Here is a 17,915-nt window from a genome sequence, read left to right as displayed (position 1 = left end):
GTTTCGCCGCCAAATGGCTCGCCCGTCTTCCGATTCTCCGCCCCTCTTCGATCTGGCGATCAAGCCGGATTTTTCGTTCGAGCGGAAGGCGATGAAGCGCGGGCTGTGGCCGCTCGCCGGCCTCGACGAGGCCGGGCGCGGGCCGCTCGCCGGCCCGGTCGTCGCCGCCGCGGTGATCCTCGATCCCGACCGCATTCCCGACGGCCTGGACGATTCCAAGCGTCTGAGCGCCGAGGCGCGAGAGGCGTTGTTCGGCCTGATCCTCGGCTCCGCCCTCGGTGTGTCGGTGGCGTCGGTGAGCGCTGCCGGCATCGACCGCATCAACATTTTGCGCGCCAGCCTGGAGGCGATGCGGCGCGCCTTCTGCGGTCTGCCGGTGAAGCCGCTGCACGCGCTGGTCGACGGCCGCGACGTGCCGCCGGGTCTTCCCTGCGGCGCCGAGGCGCTGGTCAAGGGCGATCAGCGCTCGCAGTCGATCGCCGCCGCGTCGATCGTCGCCAAGGTGGTGCGCGACCGCATGATGGAGAATTGCGGACGCACCCACATGCATTACGGCTTCGAGAGCCATATGGGCTATGCGACGGTGCGCCACCGCACCGCCATCGAGCGCCACGGCGCGCTGCCGCGCATCCACCGCACGAGCTTTGCGCCGTTCCGGCTGGAGGCGGAGGTCAGCGTCGAACTCTTGAATCTCGACGCTGCCGAGTAGGGCACGAGCCGGGAAGGGCGCACGGCTTATCGGAAGATCATGCGCTAAAACAAGGAGTTGGAGCAGGATGATGATTCCTGCTCTTCGCTCCTCAGATCGGCACGGCCGGCTTCAGCGCCATCCACAGCCCGCCGCCGAGCAGTCCAAGGAAGATCAGCCATCCGACGATGTTATTGGAGCGGAACAGCGCCAGGCACTGGTCCGGGTTGTCGATGTCGAGCACCCGGATCTGCCGGGCCATATGGGCGCCGGCGGCGACCAGCCCGGCCAGAGCCGGCAGCGGCACTTCGGCCGACGCGAAGGCGATGGCGAAGCAGGCCAGCGCGCCGCCATAGAGGCCGGCGAGCCATACCTTGGTGTTCTCGCCGAACAGCCGTGCCGTCGAGCGCACGCCGACCAGCGCGTCGTCTTCCTTGTCCAGGTGCGCATAGATCGTGTCGTAGCCGATCGTCCACAGGATCGAGCCGAGATAGAGCATGACGGCCGGGCCGTCGATATCGCCGAACTCGGCCGCCCAGCCCATCAGCGCGCCCCAGGAAAAGGCAAGCCCCAAAACGAGTTGCGGCCAGTCGGTGATTCGCTTCATGAACGGGTAGGCGGCGACCACCACCAGCGAGGCGAGGCCGAGCAGCACGACGAAGCTGTCGAATTGCAGCAGCACGACGAGCCCGACCAGCGCCTGCAGGACGAGGAACGTCCAGGCCTGCCGGCGGCTCACCTTTCCCGAGGGCAGCGGCCGCGAGCGCGTGCGCTCGACCGCGGCGTCGATCCGCTCGTCGACGATGTCGTTGTAGGTGCAGCCGGCGCCGCGCATGGCGATGGCGCCGACCAGGAACAGCGCGAGCGTCAGCGGCGAGGGCAGCAGGCTGGCGAGCGTGTCCTCGGGCCGCGCATAGGCGCTTGCCGCGAGCGCCGCCGACCACCAGCAAGGCCATAGCAGCAATTGCCAGCCGATCGGCCGGTCCCAGCGGGCGAGCTGCGCATAAGGCCACAGCGCGCGCGGCAGCAGCCGGTAGACCCAATGCCGGCTCGGCGCGTCGGCGACCCGGCCCTGGGCCGCGCGGGACTGGATGGTTTCCATGCGGCTGGAGTGACAGCGCGGCGCCTTGGCGTCAAGAAGGCGAAGTGTCGCCAAGGAGCACGGGGTGCAACCTCGGGCCTGAACTTGCAGAAATGAATATGTACACGTGTATGTACAGAAGTCTTCCAGGATGCGCGCAATGCCCTATGTGACCTTCACCGACCTGCGGAACAATCTGGCCACCCACCTCGATCGGGTCGAGGACGACCGCGCCGAGCTGGTCGTGACGCGACAGGGGCACGATCCCGTCGTCATCGTCTCTCTCGCCGAGTGGGAAGGGATGAAGGAGACGCTGCATCTCCTCAGTTCGCCCGCAAATGCCGAGCGCCTGCTGCAGTCGATTGCGGAAGCGGATGCCGGCAAGCTGGTCGAGCATGAATTGATCGATCCGTGAAGCTTCTCTGGACCCGACAAGGCTGGGACGATTATCTCTACTGGCAGGGCGTGGATGCGAAGATGGTTTCCCGGATCAACGAATTGATCCGGGATATGCGGCGCAGCCTGTTTCAGGGTATCGGGAAGCCTGAGCCGTTGCGGAACGAACTGTCCGGCTGGTGGGCCCGACGCATCACGCAAGAGCACCGCATTGTTTATCGCGTCACCGGCAGCGGCGAGGCTCAGGCGATCGAGGTCACCGGCTGCCCGTTCCGCTATCTGCGCTGAAAGGTGAGAGCACGCCTTGACCACGCGGCTGGGGCGCCATAGGCGGTCCTCTTTGCGGATTACGGTGAACTGCATGAACGTACTTCTGATCGGCTCGGGCGGACGCGAGCATGCGCTGGCCTGGAAGCTGGCGGCCTCGCCGCTGCTGACCAGGCTCTATGCCGCGCCCGGCAATCCCGGCATCGCGCGGGAGGCCGAGATCGTCGGGCTCGATATCGGTGATCACAACGCCGTTGCCGCTTTGTGCAAGGACAAGGCGATCGACCTGGTGGTGGTTGGGCCGGAGGCGCCGCTGGTCGCCGGCATCGCCGACGACCTGCGCGCCGCCGACATCCGCGTCTTCGGTCCCTCGAAGGCCGCCGCGCAGCTGGAAGGCTCGAAGGGTTTCACCAAGGACCTCTGCGCCCGCTTCGGCATTCCGACGGCCGCCTATGGCCGCTTCGCCGATGCGGCCGCGGCTGCGGCCTACATCCGCGCGCAGGGCGCGCCGATCGTCGTCAAGGCGGACGGGCTCGCCGCCGGCAAGGGCGTGACCGTCGCCATGACCGTCGAGGAGGCGCTTGCCGCCGTTGCCGCCTGTTTCGACGGTGCCTTCGGCGGCGCCGGCGCCGAGGTCGTCGTCGAGGAGTTCTTGACCGGCGAGGAGGCGAGCTTCTTCTGCCTGTGCGACGGCAGCACCGCGCTACCTTTCGGCACGGCGCAGGACCACAAGCGCGTCGGTGAGGGCGACACCGGCCCCAACACCGGCGGCATGGGCGCCTATTCGCCGGCGCCGGTGATGACGCCGGAGATGGTCGAGCGTGCCATGCGCGACATCGTCGAGCCGACCATGCGCGGCATGGCCGAACTCGGTGCGCCGTTCGCCGGCGTGCTCTTCGCCGGCCTCATGATCACGCCGGGCGGGCCCAAGCTGATCGAATACAATACCCGTTTCGGCGACCCGGAATGCCAGGTGCTGATGACGCGGCTGAAGGACGACCTTCTGGTGCTGCTGTCGGCCGCCGCCGACGGCCAGCTTGCCCATATGTCGGCGCGCTGGCGCGACGATGCTGCGCTGACCGTGGTGATGGCGGCGAAAGGCTATCCCGGCACGCCCGAGCGCGGCGGCGTCATCGCCGGCCTCGACCGTGTACCCGACGGGGTCGAGGTGTTCCATGCCGGAACGGCGGAGAAGGACGGAAAAATCGTCGCCAATGGCGGCCGCGTCCTCAACGTCACGGCGACCGGTCGCTCGGTGACGGAAGCGCAGGCGCGCGCCTATGCCGGCGTCGACGCCATCGACTGGCCGCAGGGTTTTTGCCGCCGCGATATCGGTTTTCGCGCAGTGGAACGGGAGGAGGGTTGATGAGCGTCACCATCTATCACAATCCCCGATGCAGTTCCTCGCGGCTGGCGCTGGAGACTGTCCGCGCCGCCGGCATCGAGCCGACGATCGTCGAGTATCTCCAGACACCTCCGACGCGCGAAAAGCTGGTGGAGCTCCTCGCCGCCATGGGCATGCGTCCGCGCGCCCTGCTGCGGACCAACGAAAAGGCGTACGAGACGCTGAAATTGGCCGATCCGAAATGGACCGATGGCGAGATCGTCGGCTTCATGGTCGAGAACCCGATCCTGATCAATCGCCCGATCGTGGTGACGCCGAAGGGCGCGCTGCTGGCGCGGCCGGGGGACAAGGTGAAGGCGTTCCTGCCGTGACAGGCGTTTAGTGCGCGTTCAACCCGTTGCGCGAGGCTCATTCGCCAGGATGCAGGCGATCTCTCGGCGCGACGCCCTGCCGGCGTAGCGCAACCAGCATCACTGCGATGCCTACGACGGGGACGAGCAGCAGCAGGTAGTTGTAAACGGTCATCGGTCCATTTCGTCCAGATGCTCCATCGCATGAGAATGTAGGACGAAGCCGAGGGCAAAGCAAATCGCTGCCGATATGGCCATGAAAACGAAGGTGTCTACACCAACGGTCGGATCGTAGGCTGCGCGCGTAATTGGTGTGAAAACACCGATCAAGACCACACCCATTGCCAAGCCATTGACGAAGCTAGCGCGTAGCTTGATTTTCTCTTTCGTGGCATCGGAAAGCGGCATCGATCGTTCCCCCAAGCGTAGGGAAGAATTCCACAGCTCGACCGGTTTTGCTACTCCGAAGCGGCCTCAGTTCACCGCCCGTATTCGAACGGGTTCGGCGCCGGCGCTGTGGGCAGCGTCCCCTCCGCGTCGCGCCGTTGATGGTGCACCAGCGAACAGGCCGGCGAGCACAATATGCCGCGGTCGGACCAGTAGGCGGGGCCGTTGTCGATGCTGCCGTGATAGTAGTTGAAGCCGGGCATGCCGAAGGGCAGCCCGCATTCGATGCAGCGGCGGGTTTCCGGTCTGGCGAGCATGGGGCGGGTTCCGTGGGCTGGGCTGCGACAGTCCAACCTAGCGCAATTTCCGCTGTCGCGCGACCGCCTCTCAATTGACGTTTACGTCAAAAGCACATATCGATCGGAGAAGACAAGCGCTGCGGTGAGGGTGGCGCCTTCGAGTGGAGGATTTTCGATGTACCGTGCTCCCGTCGACGAGATCGCCTTCACGCTGAAGCATGTCGCCGGCCTGAAGGCGGCGATCGAGGCCGGTTCGCTGGGCGATCTCTCCGAGGATCTGGTCGATGCCATTCTTGCCGAAGCCGGCCGCTTCGCCAGCGAGGAGGTGGCGCCGCTGCGGCAGGTCGGCGACCGGCAGGGCGCCGTTCTGGAGGACGGCGCGGTGCGCATGCCCGAGGGCTGGCCGGATCTCTACCGACGCTGGATCGAGGGCGGCTGGAACGCGCTTTCCGGACCCGTCGACTATGGGGGGCAGGGGCTGCCGACCATGCTCGGCGTCGCGGCGCTGGAGATGTGGAATTCCGGCGCGATGGCTTTCGGCCTCGGCCCGACGCTGACCATGGGCGCGGTCGAGGCGCTGGATAGGCACGCGTCGGAAGAACTCAAGGCGACCTATCTCGAAAAGCTCGTCTCCGGCGAATGGATGGGGACGATGAACCTCACCGAGCCGCAGGCCGGCTCGGACCTGGCGGCGCTGCGCACCCGCGCCGAGCGTGCCGGCGACGGCACCTACCGCATCTTCGGCCAGAAGATCTTCATCACCTATGGCGAGCACGACTTCACAGACAACATCGTGCATCTGGTGCTGGCCCGTCTGCCGGACGCGCCGACCGGCACCAGGGGCATATCGCTCTTCCTCGTGCCGAAGTTCCTGGTGAACGAGGACGGCAGCCTCGGCGCCCGCAACGATCTGTTCTGCGCCTCGATCGAGCACAAGCTCGGCATCCATGCCTCGCCCACCTGCACCATGATCTATGGCGACGGCTTCGCCGGGGATCGCGAGCCGGGCGCCGTCGGCTGGCTGGTCGGCGAGGAGAACCGGGGGCTGGCCTGCATGTTCACCATGATGAACAATGCCCGCCTGGCCGTCGGCATGCAGGGCGTGGCGGTAGCCGAAGCCGCCTTCCAGAAGGCGCTGGCCTATGCCAACGAGCGCCGGCAGGGCAGGGCGGCGACCTGGCGGGGCGAGGGTATGGCGCCGATCGTCCATCATCCCGACGTGCAGCGCGACCTGCTCGCCATGAAGGCGCTGACCTCGGTCGCCCGCGCCATCAGTTATTGCTGTGCCCACGCCACCGACATGGCGCGGGCCGGCGGCGACAAGGCAAACTTCTGGCAGGAGCGCGCCAACCTGCTGACGCCGGTCGCCAAGGCCTTCTCGACCGACGTCGGCTGTGAGGTTGCGTCGCTCGGCGTGCAGGTGCATGGCGGCATGGGCTTCATCGAGGAGACCGGCGCTGCCGCGCTGCTGCGCGACGCCCGCATCGCGCCGATCTACGAGGGCACCAATGGCATCCAGGCGATCGACCTGGTGACCCGAAAGCTGCCGCAGTCGGGCGGCGACCATGTGCGCGGCTACATCGCTGAATTACGCGAGGCCGTCGATGCGCTGCGGTTGTCCAACCTCGACGGGCTCGGCCGTTCGGCGGAAAGGCTGGAAAGGGCGCTGGACCACCTGGACGCCGCCACGCAGGCGCTGCTCAAGATGCTCGGCGACGGCGCCATGCAGGCCGCCCTTGCCGGCGCGACGCCCTATCTGCGGTTGTTCGCGCTCGCTTCCGGCGGGGCGCTGCTGGCACGCGGCGCGGTCGCATCGGGCGCGGGAGACCGGGTCGCGCTGCTGCGCTTCTTCGCCGAAAATCTTGCCGGCGAGACGGCCGCCTTGCGGGAGACGGTGATCGACGGCGGCGCCAGCCTCGAAGCCGCGGCAAAAGCCCTGGTCGCCTGAGGAGGATTGATCTTGAACGAACATGTGCTCGTCGAGCAGCGCGGCGCCGCTCAGCTTATCCGTATGAACCGGCCCGACAAGAAGAACGCCATCACCCGCGCCATGTACCGCGCGATGGCCGACGCGCTGGCCGCCGGCGACGCCGATCCCGGCATCCGCGTCCAGGTCTTTCTCGGCGTGCCCGGCGCCTTCTCGGCCGGCAACGACCTCGCCGACTTCATGGCGGTCGCCATCGGCGGCGAGGGCGGCACCGAGGTCTGGGATTTCCTGCTGGCGCTGGCCGGGGCCGAAAAGCCGCTGGTGTCGGGCGTTGACGGCATCGCCGTCGGCATCGGCGCCACGCTGAACCTGCATTGCGACCTGACCTTCGCGACGCCGCGCACCGCCTTCCACACTCCCTTCGTCGATCTCGGGCTGGTGCCCGAGGCGGCGTCCAGCCTGCTTGTTCCGGCCGTGCTCGGCCATCAGCGGGCCTTCGCGCTGCTCGGCCTGGGCGAGCCGCTGCCTGCGGAACGCGCGCTCGCCGCCGGCCTGATCCATGCGGTCGTGCCGGAGGATCGGCTGGAGGCCGAGACGCTGGCGGCTGCCGAAAAGATCGCCGCCAAGCCGCCCGAAGCGCTGAAGATCGCCCGCGACCTGATGCGCGGGCCGCGCGAGCCCGTGCTGGCACGCATCCGTGAGGAAGCCGGGCATTTCCGGGCTCGCCTCAAGTCGGACGAGGCGCGCGCCGCCTTCAGGGCCTTCCTGTCGCGCAAGAAGGCGACCTGATCTCAGAAAACCCGAGCCGGCCGCGGTGATCGCGGCCGACTCGGGGATCGGCAGGAATGGACGGCGGCCTGTGCCGTCGGCTCAGGGATGAGGCCGGGAACTCAGACGGGCGCGTAGCAGACGTGCCGGTAGCCGTAGCCGTCCCGGAAGGTATTGCTGTAGGGGTTGTAGTTCGCATGGTGCTCGTAGCACCAGCGCACATGGGCGCCGCCGACCGGCACCACGCGCTCATAGACGGGCTGAGAGGCGATGGCGTCGCCGAGAATCATGCCGGCAACGAGGCCCGCGGCCGGCGGTACCCACCCGCCGCCCCAGCCGTGGCGGTAATAGGGGTGGTCCCACCCGCCGTGCCAGCCGCCGCGATGGGAGCCGCCGCGATGGTCGTGGTCGAAGCGGATGTCGGTGAAGCCTGCCGGCCCGACCGGGTCGGGGCCGGACTTGGCGTAGGCCGGAAAACCTGAAGCTGTCGCGGCAAGCGACATCGCTGCCGCGCAAGCAGTGCACAGGAGCTTGGTCATGTCGAAACCTCATGAAATCCGCGCCCACCAGGGGCGCCGGAATCAACGGCGGCAGGCTCCTCGGGGTTGCCATTAAATCTTTGTAATCCCTTGCGGCGGAGGCAGGCGCCATCCGCCGGTCGGGTTGGCGAAGACCCGTTGAACGACGCTGCGTCAGCGCCTACTTTCTAGCGAGTTGCGCGGGGCGGCGCAGGAGCGGCGAAGAGGAAAGCGGGATGGACATTGCAGACCGCAAGCTGACCACCGTCTTTTCCGCCGACGTGCAGGGCTATTCGCGGCTGATGGAGGCCGACGAGGAAGGCACCTTCGCCACCCTCAAGAGCTATCGCGACGCCATGGCGAGGCTGATCGCGGCGCAGAACGGCCGTGTCGTCAACACCTGGGGCGACGGCCTCATCGCCGAATTCTCCAGCGTTGTCGCGGCCGTGCGCGCCGCCGTCGACGTGCAGAACGAACTCGCCGAACGCAATGCCGGCCGGTCGGACGGGGCGCGCATGCAGTTCCGCATCGGCATCAATCTGGGCGACGTCATCGTCGACGGCGACGACATCTATGGCGATGGCGTCAACGTCGCCGCGCGCCTGCAGGCGGAAGCGCCGGCCGGCGGCATCCTGATCTCCAACACCGTCTACCATCAGGTCCGCAACAAGCTGCCGGTCGGCTTCGAGTTCCTCGGCAATCTGTCGGTGAAGAACATCGAGGAGGGCGTGCCGAGCTATGCCGTGCGCATCGGCGAACGGTCGGACCCGGCGGCGGGTTGGGGGCGGCAGGCGGCCGAAACCGTAACGGCGCCGCTGTCCGCCATGGCCGAACCGTCGGCTGCGTCCGGCTTGCACGTGCTGGGGTTTCGCCTCGACCGCACGCAGGCCACGCTGCTTGTGATCGGCGCGGCACTCGTCGCCATCAATCTTGTCGCCTCGCCGCAGGTCTTCTGGGCGCGCTGGCCGCTGCTGGTGCTGGCGCTCATCGGCGGGCTGCGCTGGACCCGCCGCACGCGCTTCGACCGAACCTTGGCCGCGCTGCTGGTGGTCGGCTTGTTCGTGACCGGCATCAACCTGGCGTCGTGGCAGGGCGAGTTCTGGGCGGTCTGGCCGCTGCTCGCCTTCGCCCTCGCCGCCGCCGCGCGCTGGCTGATGCGAAAGCGCGCCTAAAGGGCTCACGGATAGAGCCGCGTCTTCTCCCAGCCGTCTTCCGTGCGGGTGAACAGCACCCGGTCGTGCAGGCGGAACGGCCGGTCGTGCCAGAACTCGATCGAGGTCGGCACGATGCGGAAGCCCGACCAGTAGTCCGGCCGCGGGATGGCGCCGACGGCGAATTTCGCCGTGTATTCCGCCGCCGCCTTTTCCAGCGCGAAGCGGCTCTCCAGCGGTCGCGACTGCTTCGAGGCCCAGGCGCCGATGCGGCTACCGCGCGGCCGCGTCGCGTAGTATTCGTCGGCCTCCGCGTCAGAGACGACCTCCACCGGCCCGCGCACCCGCACCTGCCGGCGCAGCGACTTCCAGTGGAAGCACATGGCCGCCTTGCGGCTCGCCAGGATCTCGCGGCCCTTGGCGCTTTCGAAATTGGTGTAGAAGACGAAGCCGCGCTCATCGAAGCCCTTCAGCAGCACCATGCGGACATTGGGCAGGCCGTCCGGGTCGACGGTCGCCAGCGCCACGCCGTTGGGGTCGTTGGGCTCGTTGCCGGTCGCGTCCTCCAGCCATTCGGCGAACAGCCGGAACGGCTCGGCGCTTTCGGTGAAGTCACCATTTGTTAAGGCGGCGTCGCCCATCATTCCGCTCCATTGTCTGTCCGGCGGGGAGATTGCCGATTGCTGCGAGGCGCGCAAGCCTCTCGGGACACATATAGGTGTCTTCGTCGCCGTGCCGGCGTGATGGCGGTGGTCCTGCTTGCGGCCGCCGGCCTGAGCGGCTGCGCCGCCGGCATCGGCCTCGATACGGTCGAGGCGGACAGGACGATCGTCACCGGCAACGTCGGCAACGCCGTCGCGATCCCCGACGATCCCGACCAGCTTTCCGACGAGGCGACCATCCGCAACGCGGTGTCGGCCGCCGACGTCGAGCTGCTGAAGGGCGCGCCGATTCCCTGGGCCAATGCCGAGACCGGCTCGCGCGGCGCCATCAGCGGCCTGGTCGAGGAGAAGATTGCCGAAATGCCGTGCCGCCGCTTCACCACCTCGCGCGAGCGCTTCGACGGCATCGCCCTGTACCGCGGCGAGGTCTGCATGGTGGCGCCCGGCGCCTGGCAGGTGAAGGATTTTGCCGCGCTCTGACCGCCAAGGCGCCAAAGTCCTGTCCTGCCTCTGGAATTTGTTCCTAGCAGGACGCATATAGGGGGGCGACTACAACTCCACCGCCGCGGGCAGAGACAATGCGCGATCCCTATGACGTGCTGGGTGTTGCGAAATCCGCGACGCCCAAGGAAATCAAATCGGCCTACCGGAAGCTGGCCAAGAAGTATCACCCGGACCAGAATCCGGACGATCCGAAGGCCAAGGAGCGGTTCAACGCCGCCACCCAGGCCTATGAGATCGTCGGCGACGAGAAGACGCGCGCCGCCTACGACCGCGGCGAGATCGACGCCGAGGGCAAGCCGAAGTTCCAGGGTTTCGAGGCGCATGCCGGTGCCGATCCCTTCGCCGGCTTCCGCCGGCAGGGGCCAGGCGCGACGCATTTCGAGTTCCGCGGCGGCGGCGGCGATGCCGGCGACATCTTCAGCGAGATCTTCGGCCAGGCCTTTTCCGGACGCGGCGGTCCCGGCATGGGCGGTCCGGGCGGCGGCAGGCGTCACGCCCCGCCGGCCGGCGCCGATCTCAATGCCACCCTCGACGTCAGCGTCGAGGAGGTGGCGACCGCCGCCAAGGTAAGCGCGCTGTTCCCGGACGGCCGCCGGCTGGCGGTCAAGCTTCCGGCCTATGTCGAGGAGGGGCAGACGATCCGCCTGAAGGGCCAGGGCGAGCAGGGGCCGGGCAGCGCCGGCGACGCGCTGGTCAAGATCCACATCCGAAAACATTCGCGCTACCGCGTCGAGGGACGCGACCTGCATGTCGACCATCCGGTGCCGCTCGAGGATGCCATCCTGGGCGAGAAGGTGGCGGTAGAGACGCCGACCGGCAAGGTGGCTGTGACCGTGCCGCCGTGGTCGAGCTCCGACAAGGTGCTGCGCCTGAAGGGCAGGGGGCTGCCGGTGAAAACCGGCGGCCATGCCGACCTCTACGTTCACCTGCGCGTCATGCTGCCGGCCACGCCCGACCCCGACCTGGAGGCTTTCGCCCGCAAGCGGCGCGGCTGAACGGCCGGCCACGGTCGATCCGGCCCGTCGGGCAGCCATCGGAACGCCGCGGACCGCGGTGGCCCGGCGGGATGCCTCGCGACTTGCCATGGACTCCTTCCTCGCGCTCCAGTCGCGCTTCAGGTTCAGCGGCGGCGTCGCGGCTTCTCCAGCAGCGCCACGGCCTCGACATGCGGCGACCAAAGGAACTGGTCGACCGGTGTGACGCTCCTCAGCGCATAGCCGCCGTCGGCGAGGATGCGCAGATCCCGCGCCAGCGTCGCCGGATTGCATGAGATCATCGCGACATAAGGGACGTCGGAGCGCGCAAGCTGCTTCGACTGGTCCTCGGCGCCGGCGCGCGGCGGATCGAGCACGACGCCGTCATAGGCGTTGAGCTCCTTGAAGGTCAGCGGCCGGCGGAAGAGGTCGCGCTTTTCCACGGTCACGCGCCTCAGGCCCGGTGTCGAGCGGAAGCCGCGATCGAGTGCGGCGAGTGCGGCCGCATCTGCCTCCACCGCATGCACCTCGGCGTTTTCCGCGAGCCGCAGCGCGAAGGCCCCTGCGCCGGCGAACAGGTCGGCGACCTTCCTGGCGCGCCGGAGATGCGCCAGCGCCATGCCGGCCATCGCCGCCTCGGCCGAGGCCACCGCCTGCAGGAAGCCGCCGGGCGGCAGGGGGACCGCCGCCGCTCCAAACGCCACCAGCGGCTTCCTCGGCTCGATGACGATCTCTCCGTCGATGGAAAGCCGGGCGAATTGCTGGCGCATGGCGAAGTCGGCCGCGGTGCGCCGGGCCGCCTCCGGCAGCGGTCCGGAGCCGGTGCAGGCGACGTCGAATCCGGAAGCCGTCTCGGTCACGGTGATGTGGAAGGCGTCGCGCGTGGTGCCGACGAGCGTCGCCAGCGCGCGCAGAATCTCCAGCGCCGCCTCGATGCGCGGCAGCACCACATGGCACTCGGAAATGTCGATGATGGTGTGCGAGGCCATGCGGTTGTAGCCGAGCACCGCGCCCTTCTCGGTGCGGCGCGCCGAGAAGACGGCGCGGCGGCGCGAGCGGCGCTCGCCGGGCACGGTGTCGGAGACGGCCGTCTCGATGCCGCGCGAGCGAAGGGCCTGCGCCACCTTGTCGTGCTTCCAGGCGCGGTACGGGCCGTCGGCGAGATGCTGGATGGCGCAGCCGCCGCACTCGCCGAAATGGCGGCAGGGGGCCTCGACACGTTCCGGCGAGGGTTCCAGCACCGACAGCAAGGTCCCGCGCTGGCCTTCGACGGCGGCGTTGACCCGCTCCCCCGGCAAGGCGAACGGAATATAGACGGGTCCCTGCCCGGTCTCGAAAACGCCGTCGCCCTGGGCGCCGAGACGATCGATGGTGAGCACGGTCATGGGCTGTCCTTGATGGCGCCGAGCAGGAATTCGCGGTTGCCGTCGCCGCCCTCGATCGGCGAGGCGTGCAGGCCGAGCGACCGCCAGCCGGACATCGCGTCCAGCCATGAGGCGATGTCCTCGGCGACGCGCGCGCCGTCTTCCGGATTCTTCAGGATGCCGCCCTTGCCGATCGCCTGCCGGCCTGCCTCGAACTGCGGCTTGACCAGGAAGACGGCCTCGGCGCCCGGCGCGGCGAGCGCAAGTGCCGGCGGCAGCGCCAGCCTGAGCGAGATGAAGCTGACGTCGCTGACCAGGAAGTCCGGCGCCTGCCCGTCGAGATCGGCGGCGCCGAGCGCGCGCGCGTTGAGTCCCTCGCGGACGATGACGCGCGGATCGGCGCGAAGGCCCGGGTCGATCTGGCCGTGGCCGACATCGACCGCGAACACTTTTTGCGCGCCGCGCTCCAGCAACACCTGGGTGAAGCCGCCGGTGGAGGCGCCGATGTCGAGCGCGATACGACCGGCCGGGTCGAGCCCGAAATAGTCGAGGCCGGCGACCAGCTTGAGCGCGGCGCGCGACACATAGGCGCTTGCGGGGTCGTCCACCTCGATCGCGGCGTCCTCGGCGACCGTCGCGCCGGGCTTGCTGACGACCGCGCCCGCAACCCGCACGGTCGCGCGCTCGACCGCGTCGCGGGCACGCGAGCGGCTGGCAAAGAAGCCGCGCCGCACCAGCACCTCGTCGAGGCGCGACCCCTTTCCGCTTTTGCGTTCCGCCGTCATCCGGCTTCCTTGGCGAATGGTTGGGCGGATGGCAAGCACGGTCACGATATCCTGTCGCCTGAGCGCCCGGTTCCCTCCACCTCCGCCTGCGGGGCGGCAGGACCCTGATGCGGAGAACCGCTTCCGTCCGCCCTCCTCAAGGGGCAGGGCTACCGCATATGAGTTGTATAGGAGCGGCAGACAGCTCTGCGTCGTCATTCCGGGGCCGCGCAGCGGAACCCGGAATCCAGAGTGCCGACGCTGCTCGAAATTCCTGGATATTTGCGACGTTTCGCTTTTCCTTCGATACCAACGCTCTGGATTCCGGGTTCCGCTGCGCGGCCCCGGAATGACGGTCTTCATCTGCATATGCGATTGCCCTCCACTCAAGAGGGGAGCCAAGCTTCATCATCACCACGCCCTGCTTTTGCAGTCTGGCCATTGAGAGAAAGTGCGGGAAGCGGGGCGCGGGGCCGAGCCTCTCTAATTAAGTACGTGGCGCGGTGACCCGCGCCCCGCCGGCGTTCTTGCCCGTCCGCTAGCGCTGCATTCGCGCAGGTGTCGCGGCTGGGGCCCGGGTCTCCAGCTCACGCCAGCCGCGCTACCGTTTGCGCGGCCGACCCGGCGCCGACGCTCCCTCCTGATACCCGGTGCGCACCAAGTTCCCGCAGGGAGCGGCTTTCGGGCGCAAGTATGAGGCAAGTGGGAGGGGAGGGGATAAAATAATTGCCTCCCGCCATGCGCTTGAGTTGGCCGAATTAGGTAAGTGCCGAAGGCAGCTCATTTTTTTTTACCCCCGACGGCGTTGCGTGGGCACCGCCTTCCTGCGAAAGGAGGAAAACTGTCCCCTGTGCTCCCTTCGGAACGACGCGGAAGTGCATGACAAAATCCGGTCCTGCAGCGGACGTGGCGAGATCCAGAGCAGCTAAAACTGGATGACGCGCGACACGGTTTTCGACGGCGCGTCGCGAAGCTCTTCCACGGTTGGGCGCAAATCGCCATCGGCGAAGGTCAGCATCGATCCGGTCGCCTGCATGTCCATGCCGCGCTCGGAGCCGATGACCTGCCAGCCGGGACCCGCCAGGCGCCGCTCGCGCGGGACGATGAAGGCCAGCTGCTGGCCATAGCCGAAGCCCGGGCGGATGTCGCCGATCCGGCTGGCGACGCGCTCCATGACGGCGCGCTCCAGCTTCTGGTCGTATTTCGGCTGCGCGCCGGCGGCGGCCCCAAGCGCCGGAACGAATGCTGCCGCCAGTAGAAACGCCGCCCTTGCCATGGCCGTACCCTTGCCCGGCGGCAGTTATCGTCGCTGCGCGCTAAAATCCGGCCAAGAAAGACGGTAAGTAAAGGGCAAATGGGCGGGAGCCGCGTTAACGATGGCATGCGGCGGGCCGCTTCTATGCCGAAGCAGACCTTACCGTGCGGCCGAGCGCGCCGAACACCGTCTTGACGATGCCGGCGCTGTCGAGACCGGCGTCGGCATACATCTTCTCCGGCTTGGCATGGTCGGTGAAGGCGTCGGGCAGGATGAGCGGGCGCACCTTCAGGCCATGCTCCAGCAGGCCTTCGCGGGCGAGGAAATGCAGCACCTGGCTGGCAAAGCCGCCGATGGCGTTCTCCTCCACCGTGATCAGCACCTCGTGCCCGGCGGCCAGGCGTCGCACCAGCGCCTCGTCCAGCGGCTTGGCGAAGCGCGCATCGGCGACCGTGGTGGAGAGGCCGGAGGCGTTCAGCTCCTCGACGGCGAGCAGGCAGTCGGCCAGCCGCGTGCCGAAGGAGAGCAGCGCCACCTTGCTGCCCTCGCGCAGGACGCGGCCCTTGCCGATCTCCAGGAAGGAGCCGCGCTCGGGCATGTCGACGCCGACGCCGTTGCCGCGCGGATAGCGGAAGGCGATCGGTCCCTCGTCATAGTCGGCGGCGGTGCGCACCATGTGGCGCAGCTCCGCCTCGTCGGCGGCGGCCATGATGACGAAACCCGGCAGGCTGGCGAGGTAGGTGGTGTCGAAGGCGCCGCAATGCGTCGCGCCGTCGGCGCCGACGAAACCGGCGCGATCGATGGGAAAACGCACCGGCAGCTTCTGGATGGCGACGTCGTGCACGACCTGGTCGTAGGCGCGCTGCAGGAAGGTCGAATAGATGGCGGCGAACGGCTTCAGGCCCTCGGCGGCAAGCCCGGCGGCGAATGTGACCGCATGCTGCTCGGCGATGCCGACGTCGAAGGTGCGCGACGGAAAGGCCTCGCCGAACAGGTCGAGGCCGGTGCCGGACGGCATGGCGGCGGTGATCGCCACGATCCTGTCGTCGCGCTCGGCCTCCTGGATCAGGCTTTCGGCGAAGATCTTGGTGTAGCTCGGCGCGTTGGCGGGCGCCTTGGCCTGGGCGCCGGTGATGACGTCGAACCTGTTGACGCCGTGATACTTGTCGCTGGCGGCCTCGGCCGGCGCGTAGCCCTTGCCCTTCTGGGTGACGACATGGATCAGCACCGGCCCGTCGCGATTGTCGCGGACGTTCTTCAGCACCGGGACCAGGTGGTCGAGATTGTGCCCGTCGATCGGCCCGATATGATAGAAGCCGAGCTCCTCGAACATCGTGCCGCCGGTGACGTAGCCGCGCGCATGCTCGACGGCGCGGGTGACGGCGCGGTCGACGCGCTTGCCGAGATAGGAGGTGAGTTTCTTGCCGATGTCGCGAAAACCCATATAGGCGCGCCCGGAGGCGAGCCGCGCCAGATAGGCGCTCATGGCGCCGGACGGCGGGGCGATCGACATGTCGTTGTCGTTGAGGATGACGATCAGCCGGGCGTCCAGCGCGCCGGCATTGTTCATCGCCTCATAGGCCATGCCGGCCGACATGGCGCCGTCGCCGATGACGGCAATCACGTTGTTGCGGCCGCCCTTGAGGTCGCGCGCCACCGCCATGCCGAGCCCGGCGGAGATCGAGGTGGAGGAATGCGCCGCGCCGAACGGATCGTACTCGCTCTCGGCCCGCCTGGTGAAGCCGGACAGGCCGCCCTCCATGCGCAAGGTGCGGATGCGGTCGCGCCGGCCGGTCAGGATCTTGTGCGGATAGGCCTGGTGGCCGACGTCCCAGATCAGCCGGTCGCCCGGCGTGTCGAAGACATAGTGCAGCGCCACCGTCAGCTCGACCACGCCGAGCCCGGCGCCGAGGTGCCCGCCGGTGTGCGACACCGCGTCGATCAGCTCGGCGCGCAGCTCGTCGGCGACCTGGCGCAGCTCGCCTTCGGGCAGGGCGCGCAGGTCGGCCGGAATGCGGACCTTGTCGAGAAGGGGCGTCTTCGGGGGCTGGGTCACTTGTCTTTCGCCTGCACGTGTCTTTGTGCCTGCACGCAGCATCAAGTCGAAGGGGATAAGGTCTAAATCTGCCCTTGTAAATGCGCGGCGGTGACGCGGGCCGGGCAGCCATGCCGCGTCAGGACGGTGCGCTCACCCTGTCTCCTCGCCGTCCCAGTAGCGGCGCGTCGCCGCCATGTCGAGGATGTCGTCGTCGCTGCGCAGCGCGCGCACCATCACCTTGTTGGAATCCGGATAGACGCAGACGTCGTTGGGGTTGCGCTCGCCGATCATCAGATAGGCGCAGGGACCGCCGCCGCTGTTCAGGAAGGAATGCCCGACCTTGCGGCCGGCCGGGAAGCAGACATAGTCGCCGGGCCTCATCACGTGGCGTTCGTCGCCGAGCAGCAGCGTCACCTCGCCTTCCAGGACCAGGGCATGCTCCTCCTCCAGCATGTGGTAGTGGCGGGGACACAGGCGCATGCCCGGCGCCGGCGATTCGATCAGCACGCCGACATGATAGTTCTCGCCGACCGCGGCATGGGTCAGGTGCTTCGAGCGGCCGCCGAAGCGCGGGCCTTCGCCCTCGATCGTCCATGCGACGTCGCCGGAGGAAATCGGCGGCACAATGCCGGCGGGCGGGTCGAGCGCGTCGGCCGCCGCCTCGGACGGCGCCTCCTCGCCGTCGGGCAGGCCGGTATCCTCGCCGTCCCAATAGCCGCGCAGCGCTGCCAGGTCGAAGACGGCGCGCCGTCCGAGCGCGCGCACCAGCACCTTTCCGGAATCGGTGTAGACGGCAACCTCGTCCGGCCTGTTCTCGCCGAGGATTACGTAGCGGCAGACGGCGCCGCTGTCGTTGACGAAGCCGTGCCCGGCCTTCAGCCCGGCGGGAAAACAGGCATAGTCGCCGGCCTTCAGCGGATAGGACGCCGCGCCGATGCGCACCGTCATCGCGCCGTCGAGCACGTAGACATGCTCCTCCTCGAGGATGTGATAGTGCGCCGGATTGCTGCGCATGCCGGGCGCCAGCTCCTCGATGCCGACGCCGACATGATAGCCCTCGCCGACCGCCGCCAGCGTCAGGTGGCGGTAGCGCATGCCGAAGCGCGGGACCGGCGCGTACTCGATCCATGGCACGGCGGCTGCGGAGATGGGCCTCGAGATCGACATGCCACAGCGT

General features: G+C 68.2%; 20 protein-coding genes. 10 read left to right on the top strand and 10 right to left on the bottom strand.

Going from position 1 to position 17,915, the window contains the following annotated elements:
- The first annotated feature begins 13 nt into the window (after nt 1-13).
- Complete coding sequence (locus C7I84_RS08060) at nt 14-709, top strand: ribonuclease HII (RefSeq protein ID WP_106771655.1); 696 nt, start codon at nt 14-16, stop codon at nt 707-709.
- Between the two features lie 91 nt (nt 710-800).
- On the opposite strand, the gene ubiA is transcribed toward C7I84_RS08060, so the two are convergent.
- Nucleotides 801-1,790, bottom strand: a complete 990-nt coding sequence (gene ubiA, locus C7I84_RS08055) for a 4-hydroxybenzoate octaprenyltransferase (protein ID WP_106771654.1) — start codon at nt 1,788-1,790, stop codon at nt 801-803.
- A 139-nt stretch (nt 1,791-1,929) separates the two neighbouring features.
- Here ubiA and C7I84_RS08050 point away from each other — a divergent pair, with 139 nt between their 5' ends.
- The 4 genes from C7I84_RS08050 (at nt 1,930) to arsC (ending at nt 4,148) form a co-directional block, all read left to right on the top strand.
- Nucleotides 1,930-2,184, top strand: a complete 255-nt coding sequence (locus tag C7I84_RS08050; protein WP_106771653.1) for a type II toxin-antitoxin system Phd/YefM family antitoxin — start codon at nt 1,930-1,932, stop codon at nt 2,182-2,184.
- Nucleotides 2,181-2,453, top strand: coding sequence for a Txe/YoeB family addiction module toxin (locus C7I84_RS08045; RefSeq protein ID WP_106771652.1), 273 nt, complete (start codon nt 2,181-2,183; stop codon nt 2,451-2,453). The genes C7I84_RS08050 and C7I84_RS08045 overlap by 4 nt, the downstream gene beginning before the upstream one ends.
- A gap of 73 nt (nt 2,454-2,526) precedes the next feature.
- Nucleotides 2,527-3,798: a phosphoribosylamine--glycine ligase gene (gene purD / locus C7I84_RS08040; RefSeq protein WP_106771651.1), complete on the top strand. Its 1,272-nt coding sequence runs from the start codon at nt 2,527-2,529 to the stop codon at nt 3,796-3,798.
- Entirely contained in the window at nt 3,798-4,148 is a 351-nt protein-coding gene (arsC, locus tag C7I84_RS08035) for an arsenate reductase (glutaredoxin) (protein WP_106771650.1), read from the top strand. Before purD ends, arsC begins: the two co-directional genes overlap by 1 nt.
- Nucleotides 4,149-4,298: 150 nt before the next feature.
- Here arsC and C7I84_RS08030 read toward each other — a convergent pair whose 3' ends face one another.
- The gene (locus tag C7I84_RS08030) at nt 4,299-4,535 is read right to left on the bottom strand and encodes a hypothetical protein (RefSeq protein WP_106771649.1); all 237 of its coding nucleotides are present in this window, start codon (nt 4,533-4,535) and stop codon (nt 4,299-4,301) included.
- Nucleotides 4,536-4,606: 71 nt separating this feature from the next.
- Nucleotides 4,607-4,831 carry a hypothetical protein gene (locus tag C7I84_RS08025; RefSeq protein ID WP_106771648.1) on the bottom strand — a complete coding sequence of 75 codons (225 nt, stop codon included), beginning with the start codon at nt 4,829-4,831 and terminating at the stop codon, nt 4,607-4,609.
- 157 nt (nt 4,832-4,988) lie between these two features.
- On the opposite strand from C7I84_RS08025, the gene C7I84_RS08020 reads away from it, so the two are divergent.
- On the top strand, nt 4,989-6,761 hold the full coding sequence (locus C7I84_RS08020; RefSeq protein WP_106771647.1) for an acyl-CoA dehydrogenase family protein: 1,773 nt from the start codon (nt 4,989-4,991) through the stop codon (nt 6,759-6,761).
- 12 nt (nt 6,762-6,773) lie between these two features.
- The gene (locus tag C7I84_RS08015) at nt 6,774-7,529 is read left to right on the top strand and encodes a crotonase/enoyl-CoA hydratase family protein (protein ID WP_106771646.1); all 756 of its coding nucleotides are present in this window, start codon (nt 6,774-6,776) and stop codon (nt 7,527-7,529) included.
- A 101-nt stretch (nt 7,530-7,630) separates the two neighbouring features.
- On the opposite strand, the gene C7I84_RS08010 is transcribed toward C7I84_RS08015, so the two are convergent.
- Nucleotides 7,631-8,047 (bottom strand): BA14K family protein, encoded by a 417-nt coding sequence (locus C7I84_RS08010; protein WP_133170073.1) that lies wholly within the window; start codon nt 8,045-8,047, stop codon nt 7,631-7,633.
- 215 nt (nt 8,048-8,262) lie between these two features.
- On the opposite strand from C7I84_RS08010, the gene C7I84_RS08005 reads away from it, so the two are divergent.
- A complete protein-coding gene (locus tag C7I84_RS08005) occupies nt 8,263-9,198 on the top strand; it encodes an adenylate/guanylate cyclase domain-containing protein (protein WP_106771644.1) in 936 nt (311 codons plus the stop codon).
- A gap of 5 nt (nt 9,199-9,203) precedes the next feature.
- Here the strand turns inward: C7I84_RS08005 and pdxH are convergent, their stop codons facing one another.
- Entirely contained in the window at nt 9,204-9,818 is a 615-nt protein-coding gene (gene pdxH / locus C7I84_RS08000) for a pyridoxamine 5'-phosphate oxidase (protein WP_106771643.1), read from the bottom strand.
- Between the two features lie 102 nt (nt 9,819-9,920).
- Here pdxH and C7I84_RS07995 point away from each other — a divergent pair, with 102 nt between their 5' ends.
- Together C7I84_RS07995 and C7I84_RS07990 are read left to right on the top strand one after the other, a co-directional pair.
- Nucleotides 9,921-10,319: an RT0821/Lpp0805 family surface protein gene (locus tag C7I84_RS07995; RefSeq protein ID WP_106771642.1), complete on the top strand. Its 399-nt coding sequence runs from the start codon at nt 9,921-9,923 to the stop codon at nt 10,317-10,319.
- 98 nt (nt 10,320-10,417) lie between these two features.
- The gene (locus C7I84_RS07990; RefSeq protein ID WP_106771641.1) at nt 10,418-11,338 is read left to right on the top strand and encodes a DnaJ C-terminal domain-containing protein; all 921 of its coding nucleotides are present in this window, start codon (nt 10,418-10,420) and stop codon (nt 11,336-11,338) included.
- 125 nt (nt 11,339-11,463) lie between these two features.
- On the opposite strand, the gene C7I84_RS07985 is transcribed toward C7I84_RS07990, so the two are convergent.
- The 5 genes from C7I84_RS07985 to C7I84_RS07965 all read right to left on the bottom strand — a co-directional run bounded on the left by C7I84_RS07985 (nt 11,464) and on the right by C7I84_RS07965 (nt 17,905).
- Entirely contained in the window at nt 11,464-12,702 is a 1,239-nt protein-coding gene (locus C7I84_RS07985; RefSeq protein ID WP_106771640.1) for a class I SAM-dependent RNA methyltransferase, read from the bottom strand.
- Nucleotides 12,699-13,466 carry a TlyA family RNA methyltransferase gene (locus C7I84_RS07980; protein ID WP_106771639.1) on the bottom strand — a complete coding sequence of 256 codons (768 nt, stop codon included), beginning with the start codon at nt 13,464-13,466 and terminating at the stop codon, nt 12,699-12,701. Before C7I84_RS07980 ends, C7I84_RS07985 begins: the two co-directional genes overlap by 4 nt.
- A gap of 904 nt (nt 13,467-14,370) precedes the next feature.
- Nucleotides 14,371-14,721 carry a hypothetical protein gene (locus C7I84_RS07975; protein WP_106771638.1) on the bottom strand — a complete coding sequence of 117 codons (351 nt, stop codon included), beginning with the start codon at nt 14,719-14,721 and terminating at the stop codon, nt 14,371-14,373.
- A gap of 121 nt (nt 14,722-14,842) precedes the next feature.
- Entirely contained in the window at nt 14,843-16,798 is a 1,956-nt protein-coding gene (gene dxs, locus C7I84_RS07970) for a 1-deoxy-D-xylulose-5-phosphate synthase (protein ID WP_165816025.1), read from the bottom strand.
- Nucleotides 16,799-16,888: 90 nt separating this feature from the next.
- The gene (locus tag C7I84_RS07965) at nt 16,889-17,905 is read right to left on the bottom strand and encodes a cupin domain-containing protein (RefSeq protein ID WP_106771636.1); all 1,017 of its coding nucleotides are present in this window, start codon (nt 17,903-17,905) and stop codon (nt 16,889-16,891) included.
- Nucleotides 17,906-17,915: the final 10 nt, after the last annotated feature.

This window comes from Kumtagia ephedrae (assembly GCF_003012745.1).
Lineage (GTDB): Bacteria > Pseudomonadota > Alphaproteobacteria > Rhizobiales > Rhizobiaceae > Kumtagia > Kumtagia ephedrae.
Note: the sequence above shows the minus strand (reverse complement) of the source record. Positions and strands in the feature narration are given on the sequence as shown.